This window comes from Proteus genomosp. 6, assembly GCF_040139785.1.
In the GTDB taxonomy this organism is placed as follows: Bacteria; Pseudomonadota; Gammaproteobacteria; order Enterobacterales; family Enterobacteriaceae; genus Proteus.
This window is the reverse complement of record NZ_JBEEVJ010000001.1, coordinates 45,217-60,353: the sequence shown is the minus strand read 5'-3', so window position 1 is coordinate 60,353 and position 15,137 is coordinate 45,217. Positions and strand designations below refer to the sequence as shown.

At 39.9% G+C, this 15,137-nt stretch carries 13 protein-coding genes; 7 read left to right on the top strand and 6 right to left on the bottom strand.

The window, feature by feature from the left end:
• A complete protein-coding gene (gene ftsY / locus ABN212_RS00265) occupies window positions 1-1,767 on the bottom strand; it encodes a signal recognition particle-docking protein FtsY (protein ID WP_349442681.1) in 1,767 nt (588 codons plus the stop codon).
• A 228-nt stretch (window positions 1,768-1,995) separates the two neighbouring features.
• On the opposite strand from ftsY, the gene rsmD reads away from it, so the two are divergent.
• Window positions 1,996-2,580, top strand: a complete 585-nt coding sequence (gene rsmD / locus ABN212_RS00260) for a 16S rRNA (guanine(966)-N(2))-methyltransferase (protein ID WP_198619254.1) — start codon at window positions 1,996-1,998, stop codon at window positions 2,578-2,580.
• Window positions 2,581-2,597: 17 nt separating this feature from the next.
• Complete coding sequence (locus ABN212_RS00255; RefSeq protein WP_109372044.1) at window positions 2,598-2,894, top strand: DUF1145 family protein; 297 nt, start codon at window positions 2,598-2,600, stop codon at window positions 2,892-2,894.
• 80 nt (window positions 2,895-2,974) lie between these two features.
• Here the strand turns inward: ABN212_RS00255 and ABN212_RS00250 are convergent, their stop codons facing one another.
• On the bottom strand, window positions 2,975-3,361 hold the full coding sequence (locus ABN212_RS00250) for a DUF2500 domain-containing protein (protein WP_198619253.1): 387 nt from the start codon (window positions 3,359-3,361) through the stop codon (window positions 2,975-2,977).
• Between the two features lie 147 nt (window positions 3,362-3,508).
• On the opposite strand from ABN212_RS00250, the gene ABN212_RS00245 reads away from it, so the two are divergent.
• Both ABN212_RS00245 and ABN212_RS00240 read left to right on the top strand, forming a co-directional pair.
• Window positions 3,509-4,135 carry a lysoplasmalogenase gene (locus ABN212_RS00245; RefSeq protein WP_349442680.1) on the top strand — a complete coding sequence of 209 codons (627 nt, stop codon included), beginning with the start codon at window positions 3,509-3,511 and terminating at the stop codon, window positions 4,133-4,135.
• Between the two features lie 179 nt (window positions 4,136-4,314).
• Window positions 4,315-6,696, top strand: coding sequence for a zinc/cadmium/mercury/lead-transporting ATPase (locus tag ABN212_RS00240; RefSeq protein ID WP_349442678.1), 2,382 nt, complete (start codon window positions 4,315-4,317; stop codon window positions 6,694-6,696).
• A 60-nt stretch (window positions 6,697-6,756) separates the two neighbouring features.
• On the opposite strand, the gene tusA is transcribed toward ABN212_RS00240, so the two are convergent.
• Window positions 6,757-7,011 (bottom strand): sulfurtransferase TusA, encoded by a 255-nt coding sequence (gene tusA, locus ABN212_RS00235; RefSeq protein WP_109372081.1) that lies wholly within the window; start codon window positions 7,009-7,011, stop codon window positions 6,757-6,759.
• 205 nt (window positions 7,012-7,216) lie between these two features.
• On the opposite strand from tusA, the gene ABN212_RS00230 reads away from it, so the two are divergent.
• The 3 genes from ABN212_RS00230 (at window position 7,217) to ABN212_RS00220 (ending at window position 10,564) form a co-directional block, all read left to right on the top strand.
• Window positions 7,217-7,891 carry a 7-cyano-7-deazaguanine/7-aminomethyl-7-deazaguanine transporter gene (locus tag ABN212_RS00230; protein WP_349442677.1) on the top strand — a complete coding sequence of 225 codons (675 nt, stop codon included), beginning with the start codon at window positions 7,217-7,219 and terminating at the stop codon, window positions 7,889-7,891.
• A 364-nt stretch (window positions 7,892-8,255) separates the two neighbouring features.
• Complete coding sequence (locus ABN212_RS00225; RefSeq protein ID WP_198619251.1) at window positions 8,256-9,359, top strand: glycerol dehydrogenase; 1,104 nt, start codon at window positions 8,256-8,258, stop codon at window positions 9,357-9,359.
• Between the two features lie 59 nt (window positions 9,360-9,418).
• The gene (locus ABN212_RS00220; RefSeq protein ID WP_349442676.1) at window positions 9,419-10,564 is read left to right on the top strand and encodes a phosphoenolpyruvate-utilizing N-terminal domain-containing protein; all 1,146 of its coding nucleotides are present in this window, start codon (window positions 9,419-9,421) and stop codon (window positions 10,562-10,564) included.
• A 180-nt stretch (window positions 10,565-10,744) separates the two neighbouring features.
• Here ABN212_RS00220 and glpC read toward each other — a convergent pair whose 3' ends face one another.
• The 3 genes from glpC to glpA are packed head-to-tail and all read right to left on the bottom strand — an operon-like array spanning window position 10,745 to window position 14,890.
• The gene (gene glpC / locus ABN212_RS00215; protein ID WP_088493856.1) at window positions 10,745-11,938 is read right to left on the bottom strand and encodes an anaerobic glycerol-3-phosphate dehydrogenase subunit GlpC; all 1,194 of its coding nucleotides are present in this window, start codon (window positions 11,936-11,938) and stop codon (window positions 10,745-10,747) included.
• Window positions 11,935-13,242 (bottom strand): glycerol-3-phosphate dehydrogenase subunit GlpB, encoded by a 1,308-nt coding sequence (gene glpB, locus ABN212_RS00210; RefSeq protein WP_198630462.1) that lies wholly within the window; start codon window positions 13,240-13,242, stop codon window positions 11,935-11,937. The genes glpC and glpB overlap by 4 nt, the downstream gene beginning before the upstream one ends.
• Window positions 13,232-14,890, bottom strand: a complete 1,659-nt coding sequence (gene glpA, locus ABN212_RS00205; protein WP_171455253.1) for an anaerobic glycerol-3-phosphate dehydrogenase subunit A — start codon at window positions 14,888-14,890, stop codon at window positions 13,232-13,234. Before glpA ends, glpB begins: the two co-directional genes overlap by 11 nt.
• Between the last annotated feature and the right edge of the window lie 247 nt (window positions 14,891-15,137).

The following is a 15,137-nucleotide window of genomic DNA, read 5'->3' as shown; positions in this document are numbered from 1 at the left end:
CTACTCCTCGCGGGCAAACAGAGCCTCAATAAAATCGTCGGCCTTAAACGGACGTAGATCTTCAATACCTTCACCTACCCCGATATAACGGATAGGAATACTAAACTGATCAGCTATGGAGAAGATAACGCCCCCTTTTGCTGTACCATCGAGTTTAGTCAATGTTAATCCAGTTAGCCCAACTGTTTCATTAAAGAGTTTTGCCTGACTAACTGCATTTTGTCCAGTACTTGCATCTAACGTCAGCATCACTTCGTGTGGTGCTTCTTCGTCTAATTTCTTCATAACACGAACGATTTTTTTCAGCTCTTCCATTAAATGGGATTTATTCTGCAATCGTCCTGCGGTATCAGCAATAAGAACATCGACACCTTTTGCTTGGGCTGATTGAATTGCATCAAAAATAACAGATGCAGGATCAGCGCCAGTATGTTGTGCCACAACAGGGATATTATTACGCTCGCCCCAAACTTGTAACTGTTCAACAGCCGCAGCTCGGAATGTATCACCGGCAGCTAACATGACAGATTTACCTTCAGCTTGGTATTGTCGCGCTAATTTTCCGATTGTGGTTGTTTTACCAACACCATTAACGCCAACCATTAAAATAACAAAAGGTTTTTTACCTTCAATATTTAATGGTTTATCAACCTTACTTAAAATATCGCCCATCTCTTCACGTAATTTTCCGTAAAGGGCTTCAGCATCTTTAAGATCTTTATGAGTGGCGTGTTTGGTCAGGCTAGTGATGATTTTAGTGGTGGTTTCCATACCCACATCAGCAATTAAGAGTTGCTCTTCTAACTCTTCAAAAAGCTCATCATCAATTTTCTTACCACGAAATAGGCTAAGGAACCCTGAACCTAAGTTCTGGCGAGTTTTCAGTAAACCTTTTTTCAGTCGGCTAAAAAAGCCTTCTTTCTTAGGTTTCTCTTGTTCAACAACTTTATCTGCTAGTACTTCTTCGCGTAAAGATTCAATATCTTCAGCTTCCGCTTGCGCAATAGCAAGACGTTCGTTTTCTTCTTCTTGCGCTAAACGTTGAGCTTCAGCTTCTTGAGCCAGACGCTCTTGCTCTAAACGCGCCGCTTCTTGACGTTCTTGTTCCGCTTTAAGTTCAGCTTGGCGTTGCGCTTCTTCTTGCGCTAAACGTTGAGCTTCAGCTTCTTGAGCCAAACGCTCTTGCTCTAAACGCGCCGCTTCTTGACGCTGTGCTTCTAAACGTTCTTGTTCCGCTTTTAGTTCAGCTTGGCGCTGCGCTTCCTCTTGCGCTAAACGTTGAGTTTCAGCTTCTTGAGCCAAACACTCTTGCTCTAAACGCGCCGCTTCTTGACGCTGTGCTTCTAAACGTTCTTGTTCCGCTTTTAGTTCAGCTTGACGTTGCGCTTCCTCTTGCGCTAAACGTTGAGCTTGTGCTTCTTGAGCCAGACGGGCTTGTTCTGCATGCTCGGCCTCTAAACGCGCTTGCTCTGCATCTATTTCTGCTTGGCGCTGGGCTTTCTCTTGTTCTAAACGTTGTTTTTCAGCTTCTTGTGCCAATCTATCTTGCACAACACGTTGCGCTTCTTGGCGCTCTACTTCTAAACGTTCTTGTTCCGCTTCTAATTGCGCTTGGCGAGCCGCTTCTTCTTGCGCCTCTTTTGCCAAACGTTCTTGTTCTAAACGCTCTTCTTCTAAGCGTTGCTGTTCTTTCTCTTGCTCAATATTTTCTTCTTTGTTACGCCCAAAACCGAGCCACGAGAAAAAACCTTTTTTTTCTTTTGCCATTAGCTACTAAACTCCTCGCACTAAATCATGGCGCGATTACATTGACGATATTGAAAATAATAATGAAGTCTATCATTTGATCATAGATAAACGCATCTTTTATACGAATTTTATGGTAAATTATTGCGGATTAAATCAAGGGAAGTCATCGAGATAACAACAGACACGAATTCCTTATTCCCAAAGACACTCCAAAACTCACGTTTAAACGATATAAATCAAAATAATATGGCCAAAAAACCACAAAAAGCCCCAATGGGACAAATCAGAATAATTGGGGGAAAATGGCGTGGTCGTAAACTTCCTGTTCTCGATAGCCAAGGATTACGACCAACAACGGATAGAGTGAAAGAAACGCTCTTTAATTGGCTAATGCCTGTTATCCAAGATGCCCGTTGCCTCGACTGTTTTGCAGGAAGCGGTGGTTTAGGAATTGAAGCTCTTTCTCGCTATGCTCGTGAAACCACGTTTATCGAATATGAACGTGCCGTTGCCCAACAAATTACCGCAAACTTAACCTTACTAAATGCAGAAAATGGGCATGTCATTCAAGACAGTGCATTGTCATATCTCGCTAAACAAGGTTCACCTTATAATGTCGTTTTTTTAGATCCTCCTTTTCATAAAGGCATGTTGTCAGACACTATCCAATTATTAGAAAATAACGGCTGGTTAGCGCAAGATTGCTATATTTATATCGAGGAAGAAATTAAAGCACAGACTTATACGCTTCCTACCACTTGGACATTGCATAGAGAGAAGATCGCAGGGCAAGTTGCGTATCGTCTTTATATTCGCAATCTATCTGCTTAATTTTTTATGGAGCTGCTATGTTAATCTTTTTTGGCCGATTTTTAATGGTCGGTGTTTGGGGCTTTCTATTTTTAAATATTATTTCCCCGTTTCCTAAGCCTTTAAAATATTTTATGGATATCGCCATGATTTTTATGGTGATTATGCATGGTTTACAAATTGTCATGTATAAAGCAGGACAGCCTAAAGATCAAAAACCGTCAACGGCATTACAATTTCGTATTTTCTTTTTTGGTATTTTTGAGCTATTAAAAATACAAAAAGAACTACGAAAAGAATACGAAGAAAAACAAAAGAATAAAACGAAACAATAACCGTAATATCGTTATATCCTCGCAATTATCTGGGGTGGTCAACCAACCCCAGAGGTTGCCAACCTTATCAACAAATTCTCTTATTTCTTGTTTGATTCATCATTTGGCATATCAGTTTCAAATTTCACAAAACGACTGCCTTGCATAAATAAACGCCCTTTCATTTTAGGCTCGATATCTTGATAAGACGATTTATCAATCTTTAACACTAAATCTTTACGCGAGTCAGTGGTTAAACGAAAAGTCACTTGATAATAATGTGTTGTTTCAGGGCCATTCACATCATTTTCTCTTGAGCGCCGTTCATTTGCAGCAACTTCTTTTTTATCAATCACTTCGACCATATAGAGTGTAACAGGTGAATTATCATCACTTATTCGCTGCTTTCTTTGTTCAAAAAAACGATAAGTTGCTGACGCTATAATAACGATCAGTACCGCAATTCCTAAAATAGCCGCTTTATTCATTACATTAATTCCTATCGTTATATGGATTAAAAAGTAAGGTGCTTTATATTATTTTAATAAGTCCGTCAGTTTCGTCATTAACCGCTATTCTTAAATTAAACTTTCTGTTATCAATAATAAAACAGTTCTAAATATAAGGAAGATATTATGAGTTGGCCTTTTCTCGCCGTATTATTCTCTGGGTGGCTTTATATCGATGCAGCATATCGAGGCCCTAATTGGCAACGATGGTTATTCCGTCCTATCACGCTACTTCTTTTATTACTTTGGGCATGGCAAGTTCCTGAACACAGTATCAATAGCTACCTTATTGTAGGTGCATTATTAGCTACTTTGCTTTCTGACATATTAAGAATGTTTGATAGTAAGTATTTACTACCATCCTTTACCTTGGTTTTCTTAAGCTACATTCTTTATATGGTCAGCTTTTTATTACCACTGCAACTCTCTTTCTATCTTCCTTTACTTGGATTCGTCATTCTTGCTTTCATTATCATTTTAGTGATTGTTTGGAGTAAGCTCGATAAATTAGCTATCCCAGCATCTCTTACTTTATTAGCTGCATTTGCTATGTTTTGGATTGCTGGAGAAAAATTCTTCTACTTAAGTAACGATTACAACCTATCTATTATGATTGGCTCATTGTTGTTAGTAATTGCTTACTCCATATGGCTTATCAACCGCTTCCGCTTCTCATTCTCGGCTTCTAAAGGGCTTGTCAGCGCCTGTTATTTTATTGGGCATTTCTTTATCGTCAGAGCCTTATTCATTTAGCATCCATTAACCCCTTGTTTTTACAAAATAGAATGAGGGGTTAATTTTTTGACCTAATTCGCACTTTTTGCCAATGAATATGCCTTCGATATCTTGACTCTGGACTCTACTCCAAGCTGTAAAGTACTTATCAGATAAATGAATTTAAACTTTACTTAGTTGAACAAGGAGAGCCAGTTATGACTAAACATGCTCATCAACACGATAATCATAAACATACCGATGCTTGCTGCTCAAGCTCTCAATGCTGTTCAGGTCACTCAGAGAATAGTACGCACTCACATACTGAAAGCGGACATTCTCATACCAAGATAGATAAAAGTGACCCTGAATCCGAGGATGAGCATCACCATGATCATGATGGTCACGATCATAGCCATGATGGGCATAGTCATGCTCATGGAAGCTGTGATATCAACGCCCCTGTTTCTAACATTGAGCCAGAAAAGATTGCACAACAACGCTTTAGCTGGAAAGTGCAAGGTATGGACTGCCCAAGTTGTGCACAAAAAATTGAAACCGCAGCACTTAAAGTGGCTGGTGTAAAACAAGCAAAAGTCCTTTTTGCCACCGAAAAATTGGTCGTTGATGCGGATAGCGATCTACGCGCAGATGTCATTGCCGCAATTAACAGTGCAGGATTTGAGCTTTTTGATCTTTCATCTCCTCAATCTAAAAAAGTGGCTAAGCAAAGCCTATTAAAAGAGAGCTCGTTTGTCATTGTACTTGCGATTTTAATGGCGATTAGCTGGGGTGCTGAGTTTATTGATCCTCAAGCAGGACGTGCCGCTTTTCTTGCAACAACCTTAATTGGCCTATTCCCCATTGTGAAAAAGTCTTTGCAACTTATTCGCAGTGGTACACCTTTCGCCATAGAAACGTTGATGAGTGTTGCCGCAATTGGTGCGCTCTTTATTAATGCTACCGAAGAAGCAGCAATGGTTATTTTGCTGTTTATGATTGGTGAAATGCTGGAGTCTTATGCCGCAGGACGCGCTCGTCGTGGTGTCAGTGCATTAATGGCATTAGTGCCAGAAGAAGCGACATTAATCAAAGATGGTAAAAAACAAACTGTGCCTGTTGCGCAATTACGTCCAGGCGACATCATCGAAATTGCACCAGGTTCACGCTTACCCACAGATGCGGAATTAGTCAGTGCATTTGCAAGCTTTGATGAAAGTGCATTAACGGGTGAATCCGTACCAGTAGAGCGTCTACAAGGCGAAAAAGTAGCAGCAGGTTGTTTATCTGTGGATAGATCTGTACAGATGAAAGTGGTATCTGAACAAGGACAAAATGCTATCGACCGTATTTTGCAATTGATTGAAGAAGCTGAAGAGCGTAGAGCGCCGATTGAGCGTTTTGTGGACCGCTTTAGCCGCTACTATACCCCTGCTATTATGCTGTTCTCTGCATTAGTGATTATTGTGCCACCACTGTTCTTTGCTCAGCCTTGGGAAACATGGTTCTATCGCGGCTTAACGCTGTTATTGATTGGTTGTCCTTGTGCGTTGGTTATCTCAACACCAGCAGCAATTACCTCAGCATTAGCTGCTGCTACAAAACGTGGTGCGTTAATTAAAGGAGGTGCAGCGTTAGAGCAATTAGGCACCGTCAATACCATCGCACTTGATAAAACAGGTACATTGACTGAAGGGAAACCTCAAGTTACGGATGTTGTTGCTGAAACGGGGTTTAATGAAAAAGAAGTCCTGACTTTTGCTTCATCCGTAGAAGTCGGATCACATCACCCATTAGCAAAAGCCATTATCAATAAAGCACAAGAACAAGGCGTGCTTGTTGTTGAAGCGGAAGATCGTAAAGCCTTAGCGGGTAAAGGTATTGAAGGTTATTTAAATAGCCAACACATTCTAGTGAGTGCGCCGTCTCAATTATCAGAAACAACAACATTATCGCCTCAATGGCAACAAGAGGTTGCACGCCTTGAAGATGAAGGTAAAACCGTTGTTGTTGTATTAAAAGAGAGTCAGCTAATCGGTGTTATTGCTATGCAAGATACCTTACGCAGTGATGCCATTGAATCAATGAAATTATTGAAAGAGATGAACATTAATGCCGTAATGCTAACGGGCGATAACCCAAGAGCCGCAGCGGCGATTGCGAAAAAACTTGGCATGGATTTCCGTGCAGGATTACTCCCTGAAGATAAAGTGACTTCAGTGATGGAAATCAGTAAAACGCATAACACCATGATGGTCGGTGATGGTATTAACGATGCGCCAGCAATGAAAGCAGCGACTATTGGTGTTGCAATGGGAAGCGGAACTGATGTCGCACTGGAAACCGCAGATGCAGCATTAACACATAACCGTTTAACAGGTTTACCTGAAATTATTCAGTTATCTCGTGCAACACGCAAAATCATTCGTGAAAACATCACTATCGCGCTAGGCTTAAAAGCCGTGTTCTTAGTGACCAGCTTATTAGGAATAACAGGGCTTTGGGTTGCAGTATTGGCTGACTCTGGTGCAACAGCCCTTGTCACCGCCAATGCCGTAAGATTGTTAAGAGTAAAACTTAAATCATCTAGCAAAGAATAAACTAAAAAACCCAAACTTCAATAATTGAGGTTTGGGTTATTTTTTTAGCGCGATGATAAATTACAGATTGCTCTCTTTTTTACGGATAAGATAACGATAAGGTGCAGATTCAGTCTCTTGATTTAATAAATCATGTTCCATAAAACGGCAAAAGCCGGGAATATCACGCACTGTGGCAGGATCATCCGCAATGACTAAAAGCGTATCACCTAATGCCATATTTCTTATGGTTTTACGCACTAACATCACAGGCTCAGGGCAACGTAGGCCTAGCGTATCTAATGTCTTAGTTGCATCATCAAATTGAGCATTCATTCTATTAACCATTCTTCTTACACTGACAGATTGTGTCATTATATCTCGCTTTCGTGTTCACATCACGGCACATTAAGCACAAAGGTATTCCCGCTAACCTTTGCTTTTGTTGCGCAACAGGCGTATTATGCGCATCCTCTCATTTAAGAGAGAAATCACTGTTTTATTGGGTTCCCTCACCCCAATCACTAAAAAGGTACAATTTATGTATACGTTTACTCCCCGCCAAAAAGCGGTGGCGCTGTTATGGCTTTCTTTGTTCCACATTCTGATAATTACATCTAGTAACTATCTTGTGCAATTGCCTATCTCCATTTTGGGTTTCCATACCACTTGGGGTGCCTTTACTTTTCCGTTTATTTTTCTGGCAACAGATTTAACGGTTCGTATTTATGGTGCGCCTTTGGCTCGACGCATTATTACTGCCGTCATGATCCCTGCATTAGCGATTTCTTACCTGATCTCAACGCTCTTTTTCCAAGGAAGTTGGCAAGGTTTTGCCTCATTAACTGATTTTAATATCATGGTGGCAAGAATTGCGACAGCAAGCTTTATGGCTTATGTGTTAGGTCAAATCATGGATGTGTCTGTCTTTAATCGTTTAAGACAACAACAAAAATGGTGGGTAGCACCAAGTGCAGCGATGTTCTTTGGTAATTTACTCGACACACTCGCCTTCTTCTTTATTGCATTTTATCGTAGTACTGACGCATTTATGGCGGAGAATTGGGTTGAAATTGCATTGGTTGATTACGTGTTTAAATTGACCATCTGTATGCTGTTTTTCTTGCCTGCATATGGTGTTTTGTTGAATTTTATTTTGCGTCACTTTTTCGCACAAGAAAATCAAAAACAAGATTATGCTGAAATTCGCTCATAATCTGTCTCACCTCGCAAAAAAATAATGACATAAATGTCATAATTCAAATAATAAAGCTTCATAAGTCAATTTTATGAAGCTTTATTCTGACTGAAATAATTTATTATTTTACGTAAATATTTCTTATAGTAATTAATTAGCATGATTAGTCAAACAACGTACAGAATATTACTTAAATATCATTATTATGATGTTTTTTGCATGCTAATATAAAAATGATTAATTGTTTACAATGAAATATTTTATTCGTCTATTAAACTGTTAATGTATTTAAGTTCATCTCCATAGAATTCTGTGTCAATTGGGATGACAAGCCCCACCATAAGGATTTTTTACTCTCTTTTGCGAATAGTAGGAGTCTATTATGTTAAAAGTTATTCAATCCCCCGCTAAATATATTCAAGGACCAGATGCGCTATACCATATTGGTAAATACGCAAAACCTTTTGGCGATAGAGCACTGATTATTGCTGATAAATTTGTTATGGATCTCGTCGGAAGTACCGTCAAAGACAGCATGTCTCAATATGAAGTGAATGGGCACTTTGAACTGTTTAATGGTGAATGCACACACAAGGAAATCAATCGGTTATCTGAACTCGCAAAAGCACAAGCCTCTCTTGTGATCATCGGCGTTGGTGGAGGTAAAACACTTGATACTGCCAAAGCTGTTGCTTATAAATGTCAGCTTCCTGTCGTCATCTCTCCAACCATTGCTTCCACTGATGCACCAACAAGCGCACTTTCTGTCATTTATACAGAATTAGGCGCGTTTGATAGTTACCTTTTCTACCCAACAAATCCTGATGTTGTCGTGATGGACACCAATATCATCGCTTCTGCGCCAGCTCGTTTATTAGTGTCTGGAATGGGAGATGCTTTAGCAACCTACTTCGAAGCAAGAGCCTGTAGTCATGCCCAAAAACAGACTATGGCAGGAGGCAAATCAACACTAGCAGCTCTAGCTCTGGCTGAACTTTGCTATAACACTCTTTTAGAAGATGGTTATAAAGCAAAACTCGCAGTCAGCCGAGGTGTTTGTACAACTGCAGTAGAAAATATTATCGAAGCTAATACCTTCTTAAGTGGTATCGGTTTTGAAAGTGCGGGTCTTGCAGCTGCCCATGCTATTCATAATGGGTTTACGGCATTAGAAGAGTGTCACAATATGTACCATGGTGAAAAAGTCGCCTTTGGTACATTAGTCCAATTAGTGTTAGAAAACAGTCCATTAGAAGAGTTAGAAGAGTTCCTCGATTTCTGTATTTTAGTCGGGCTACCGGTCACTTTAGAAGAGTTGGGTATCAATGCAACAGGCGATGAATTAAATGAAAAAATCATGGCGGTTGCTGAGTTAAGTTGTGCTGAAGGTGAGACAATTTACAACATGCCATTTGATATCGATTCCGATAAGGTTTATGCCGCTATTTTAACTGCCGACCAATTAGGACGGGAATGGCTTTATTAAAGCCTGAGTAAACAGGGAGTGTTTATCTCCCTGTTTGCATTTACAAAAAAGGGTGATTTATGGTCAGTATCGTATTAGTTTCAAAGAGCCTTACGCTCGCCAATGGTATTAAAGAGCTCGTTAATCAGACTGTAGATCGCCAAGTAAAAATTGCCATTGCGACCAACTATCAAACACCCTCTGATCTTGCTAATGAAGTGTCACCAGAAACGATACTCACAGCAATTAAAAAGTGTTATAGCAAACAAGGTGTACTCGTTTTACTCGATACTTATCATTCAGCACAAAATGCAGCACTCGCTATCGCTAATCTGGAGCATAACGTAGCCATTAACGTCGCGTTAAGTTCAGCACCAATTGTTGAAGGCACCTTGGCTGCCGCCAATAGTATTGCGTTAGGCGCTTCGCTTGAAGAAGCAGAAAAAGCGGCGCATAAAACCATTACAATTAAAAAACTGCAATTAGGTGAAAATCTGCCTAATTTTAATATTCACCCTAAAAACACAAATTACGAACCTATCAGAATTATCACCGCACCTGTTTGGTTATACCCTTATCATCGTTTTGTGATCCCTCGTAAAAAAATATCCTCTCACTTATTACTTGAAGAGCAAAAACGTCTCGTAAAAGCCATTGAGCGATCCAAAAAAGATATAGACTGGTTAACAGAAGAAGCGTACCGCACGATTGGAGAACAATATGCCCATATTTTTTCTAGTCACCGCTTCTTATTAGAAAATACCGAATTACAACTGACTGTATGTAGCATGATAAGCAAACATCACTGTAATGCTGAATTTGCCTTACAGCAGACATTCATTGATTTAATAGATACTTATGCGCAAATGGATGATGATAATATGCGTGCTCGTGAAAGTGATTTAGATGATATTTTATCTCGATTACTACGCTATTTAACTTCAGCACCTCCGCCAATCACGCATCCTCCTTATACAAACGCAATTCTGGTGACAAAACAGCTTCATCCCTCCACATTAATGGCTCTTGATACCAATAAGATTAAAGGAATTTTATTAAGCCACGGCAATCCTCTGTCTAATACAACCGTATTGGCTAATGCACTAGATATTCCAATTATTAATGAAGCCGGAAAACAAGCGCTCTCGCTGACCGACGGGCAAAATATAACGCTCAAAAAAGTCCAAAATATTTGGCTTTATCAAAATACCTATATCTCACATTAAAAATAAGAGTATTTAAATAACCTGAGTTCCACCGTATCAGGTTATTTCATTTTCTTATTCTTTTATATTTCACAACTGTTTTTACTAAAAATAAAAAAAGGGAATAAAAGATCCTCTTTTATTCCCTAGCTGCTTGTTATCTTAGTAATCAATTACTTTTTATTATCGAATAGGTAGTACTTATAATGCTCTTGCTAATAAACTAATAGGGTGTTCACATTTTTTCGTCGTTGACATCTCAATTTGCCATTTACAGGTTTCACAGTCTGTAATTACCAAATCACAGCCACTCTCTTCAATCTGGCGGAATAAGCCCGCACCAATGCCTTGAGCAACATCATAGTTTTCAGATTTAAAACCGTAAGTTCCAGCAATACCACAGCATTGAGAATCTAAAACAATGACTTCAACACCAGGGATACGCTTAATTAAATCAATGGAATACGCTGTCCATCCCATTTTTTCCATATGACAAGGTGTGTGATACGCCACTTTTAACGGAGTGTGCTTCAGTGGTAATTCACGACCTTCTTCTAATAAGCGATAAATATAACGTGTCGCTAATTCAATGTTTTCACGTACTTTTGATGTATCAACATCAAGGATATGTTCATACTCATCACGAATAGTGAAAGTACAGGTTGATGATGTTGCAACAACAGGAATATTGTTTTCAACAATTTTTTCTGTCAGAGATTCAAGGTTTACCGCGGCTTGTTTTTTAGCTTGTTTAACAAAGCCATTCGCAATTAATGCAACACCACAGCATTTTTCACGTTTTAATAACTGAACACCAATCTCCATTTTGTTGAATACTTTAACTAAATCTTTCCCTAATTGTGGGTGGTTATAGTTAGCATAACAACCATGAAAGAAGGCAACTTGATCTTTAAAACGCGCCTGCTCTTCAACTTGTTTTTTCATCCATGTTCTAAATGTACCAAAAGAGTATTTTGGTAATTCGCGACGATGGTCGATTTTAAGTGCTTTATCCAAGATCTTGCGTACAGGTTTTAATCCTGTAATGGTATTTACTATCGGCGCCATTGGCGTTGATAATGTACCCATTAGATCCGTATGACTTAAAATAGCATCACGAAGTTTTGGTGTTTTTGTATTGTAGTTCAGTTTCGCACGCGAAATGATGTCACCAATCTTCACATCTGACGGACAAGCAACTTCACAACGCTTACAATTGGTGCAATATTTCAATGCTTCATCATAAAGCATCGGATCTTTTAAGCGTAAACGCTCACCATCAGGACCCGCTTGTTTAGGGCCCGGATAAAGTGGATTCACTTTTGCAACAGGGCAGTAAGTCGTACAAACAGTACACTTAATGCACGCTTCAAAACTGTTATCATGTAAACTCATTGTGCTGCCTCCACAACCGCAGATGTGGTTTGTTTTGATTTATTGTGCTGTAAAATTTGCTGCGCTGCATAAAGTGCGCTGATCATTGAAACACCTGCGCCACAACCTTCATTAAGTGGGTCAAACCCACCTAATACAGCACCTACGGCGTAAACATTCTCTAAGACTTCGCCATATTTCATCGGTCTTAATTGACTATCTGTATCAACACCAAATCGCATATAAGGCTGTTTCGCAAAGACATTCTCTTTTGTCCACTCATTGCGAGGTAATGTTTCTAGCAAATCAAGTTCCATCAAAGGTTCATAGACACGATCAAACTCTGCAATTAATCCATTATTGAAGAAGCTGCCCGTTGCCAATACAACATGCTCACTGCGAATCGGAATGTCAGTATGGTTTCGAGTATGAATACCTGTAACTTTATTCCCCACTAAATCAACTTGTTCTGCACGATCGCCCGGCATTATTAAACCGCCAGCTTTTTGGAAACGCAGTTTTAATGCTTGATGTAAACGAATACCTAATAGTGATGGTGGCAATGTCGGTAATAAACAGATAGGTTTACCGACAAGTTGTTGAAGTAGCATCACTGGCTCTTCAGCATCCAGTCCAATACATGCAGGTAAAATAATTGCTTCAACACTATCATCGATATGCTTTTTCAGCTCTTCCGCTAACGCTTTAGTGTTTTCAGGTTTATCTAAATAGCGCGCAATATTGACTGCTCTAAATTCACTTGGATTATCACGTAATCTGTCTAATAGCGGTAAGTGAATATGATAAGGAATAGACTCAACACCTTGCTCATTAAGCGTATTGCTTGCAAATTGTGGCTGAAAATCTAAGAAGCCTTCGATTCCAACAACAGCCAGCTTTTTCCATGGCAACGCTTGATCAACACCATGCGTTGGCACACGTTTTGGGCTCATCCAACTCATACGTGAACGCCCAACGGGTGTAATACGATAATGGTTTTCATCACCATTACCTTGATATTCAAGACCACTCGTATTTGCTAATAGTGCTTGAGCCTGTTCAATGAAAGTTGAAACCTGAATTTCACCAATACGGCTATAAGGATGCTTAGGGGCTAATTCAGCTAATGTTGCCAATGCTTTTTTAGGTTGAGTCACGACTGAACCATCAGGAAGATGGGTTAATAAATCCAATGAACCTGATGAAAAGTGTAGCGCACTTTGACCATTACTGATGATTGCACAAGACTTACCGGCTTCAGCAAGACGAATACCTGCGGTTAATCCTGCAAGCCCGCTACCTATAATGATGACGTCAAATTTCATTATCTGCCTCCGCTGAAGCTGTTTTTTCAATCATATCAGCATCTAAACCACATAAACCTTGGTAAACCCAACTGGTGAATTCACTCTCACGTAACGCATTACCCCAAGCAATTGGTCGAATACCTTTCCAACGCTCATTTAAGAAATGGGCAAGTTGCTGTTCTGATTCGTGAGGAGTAGTGACTTGTAAACGGTTTAATAAACCCGCTGCACGACAAGCACAAAGTTCACCTTGGCATGTTCCCATACCCACGCGAGTACGGCGGCGTAAATCAAGTAAGTTATTGACAGTTAAAGAGTTAACCGCATAGCGAACTTCCCCTGCCGTAACGGCTTCACATTCACAGACTAAGCTCTTATCGCTACGTTCATTACTCAATAATTTATTAGCTAAATCACCGTGGCGATAAACCGCAGAACCACGAATTGGCGCAGGTAATGAAACAACGCTACGTAATGCTTGCTCTGCTGATTGGCGAGAGCCCGGTAAGGCTTCTTCTGCGGTTGTACATTTAGCAGAGACATTTAATTTTTCGCAGATTTTATCTGTTGCCCATTCAGCCATTAAACGGTAAGTCATTAATTTACCGCCAGTAATAGTAATAAATCCTTCTAATCCATCACGTTGCGCATGATCGAGTAAAACAATACCACGGCTAACATTACGACCAGATGGATCATCATCACTTGCAACTAAAGGACGCACACCTGCATAAGCACGTAAAATTCGAGTTTGAGCCAGTTTTGGCGCTAACATTGAACCTTCACGAATAAGAATATCGACTTCTTCAGGGGTGACATACATATTGTCGATTTCATCGTAAGGTACTCGTGTTGATGTTGTACCAATTAATGAAATGGTATCGCCAGGCACTAAAATATCGGCATCCGCAGGTTTACGACAGCGGTTGATCACCATATTGTTAATACGATGACCCAAAATCAACAACGCACCTTTGGCTGGGAACATACGAACTTTTAACTCGCCATATTCAGCGATTTTTTGCCCCCAAATTCCCCCTGCATTTGCCACTATTTGCGCGCGAATTTCATACAGTTTTTTCGCTTGATGATCGTAAACTTTCACACCTTTAACACGGTCGCCTTCACGAATAAGTCCAACAACTTCATGATAAGTCAGTACTTGGGCGCCATGTTCGCGGGCATCTAACATATTTGCGGCAGTTAAACGGAAAGGATCGACAGTACCATCTGGCACTTTAACCGCGCCGATTAAATTTGGGTTAACAGATGGCTCTAAGCGAATAGCTTCTTCGGGTGAAATCGCTTGAGCATCAATACCTGCTGCTTGGCAAGATTGAATAAAGGTCTGTTGAAACTCTAAAGAATCTTCAGGAAGGGTAATAAAAAGGCCATCCGTTTTTTCAACACAATGACGAGCGACCCGTTTTAAAATCATGTTTTCTTCAATACACTCACGCGCTGACTCAGGGTCTGTTACTGCATAACGCGCACCACTGTGTAACAATCCATGATTTCGACCGGTCGCACCGGTTGCAATATCATGTCTTTCTAGCAGGACACAACGTAATCCACGGCGTGCACAGTCTCTTGCCATGCCTGCACCGGTTGCTCCCCCGCCAATAATAATGACATCAGTTTCTGTCACTGGTGAACCGCTCATCATAGAGATGCCCTCTCACATTACATTCAGCAAACGCTTAATTATTCTTTAGCGTTAATTATAGTGTATAAGATACACAAAAAATGTGGTTAATGTTTGATAATGAGCAAAAACGAAAGAGAAACGCTCACGAGTGAAAAATTAAAACCACAAGTGTGATACTAATCACAAATTATTTAACAAAAAGTATTTGATAAAGTTAACATATCACTCAAAATTGCACATCTTGAAAAATTATTCGACAACTGAG

Excerpts from the sequence above, each read along its gene's own strand:
- ABN212_RS00220 (WP_349442676.1), top strand. The coding sequence starts at position 9,419 with ATGGTCAGTATCGTATTAGTTTCAAAGAGCCTTACGCTCGCCAATGGT.
- tusA (WP_109372081.1), bottom strand. The coding sequence starts at position 7,011 with ATGAATGCTCAATTTGATGATGCAACTAAGACATTAGATACGCTAGGC.
- ABN212_RS00245 (WP_349442680.1), top strand. The coding sequence starts at position 3,509 with ATGAGTTGGCCTTTTCTCGCCGTATTATTCTCTGGGTGGCTTTATATC.
- glpB (WP_198630462.1), bottom strand. The coding sequence starts at position 13,242 with ATGAAATTTGACGTCATCATTATAGGTAGCGGGCTTGCAGGATTAACC.
- ABN212_RS00230 (WP_349442677.1), top strand. The coding sequence starts at position 7,217 with ATGTATACGTTTACTCCCCGCCAAAAAGCGGTGGCGCTGTTATGGCTT.
- ABN212_RS00255 (WP_109372044.1), top strand. The coding sequence starts at position 2,598 with ATGTTAATCTTTTTTGGCCGATTTTTAATGGTCGGTGTTTGGGGCTTT.
- glpC (WP_088493856.1), bottom strand. The coding sequence starts at position 11,938 with ATGAGTTTACATGATAACAGTTTTGAAGCGTGCATTAAGTGTACTGTT.
- rsmD (WP_198619254.1), top strand. The coding sequence starts at position 1,996 with ATGGCCAAAAAACCACAAAAAGCCCCAATGGGACAAATCAGAATAATT.
- ABN212_RS00225 (WP_198619251.1), top strand. The coding sequence starts at position 8,256 with ATGTTAAAAGTTATTCAATCCCCCGCTAAATATATTCAAGGACCAGAT.
- ABN212_RS00240 (WP_349442678.1), top strand. The coding sequence starts at position 4,315 with ATGACTAAACATGCTCATCAACACGATAATCATAAACATACCGATGCT.
- ftsY (WP_349442681.1), bottom strand. The coding sequence starts at position 1,767 with ATGGCAAAAGAAAAAAAAGGTTTTTTCTCGTGGCTCGGTTTTGGGCGT.
- glpA (WP_171455253.1), bottom strand. The coding sequence starts at position 14,890 with ATGATGAGCGGTTCACCAGTGACAGAAACTGATGTCATTATTATTGGC.
- ABN212_RS00250 (WP_198619253.1), bottom strand. The coding sequence starts at position 3,361 with ATGAATAAAGCGGCTATTTTAGGAATTGCGGTACTGATCGTTATTATA.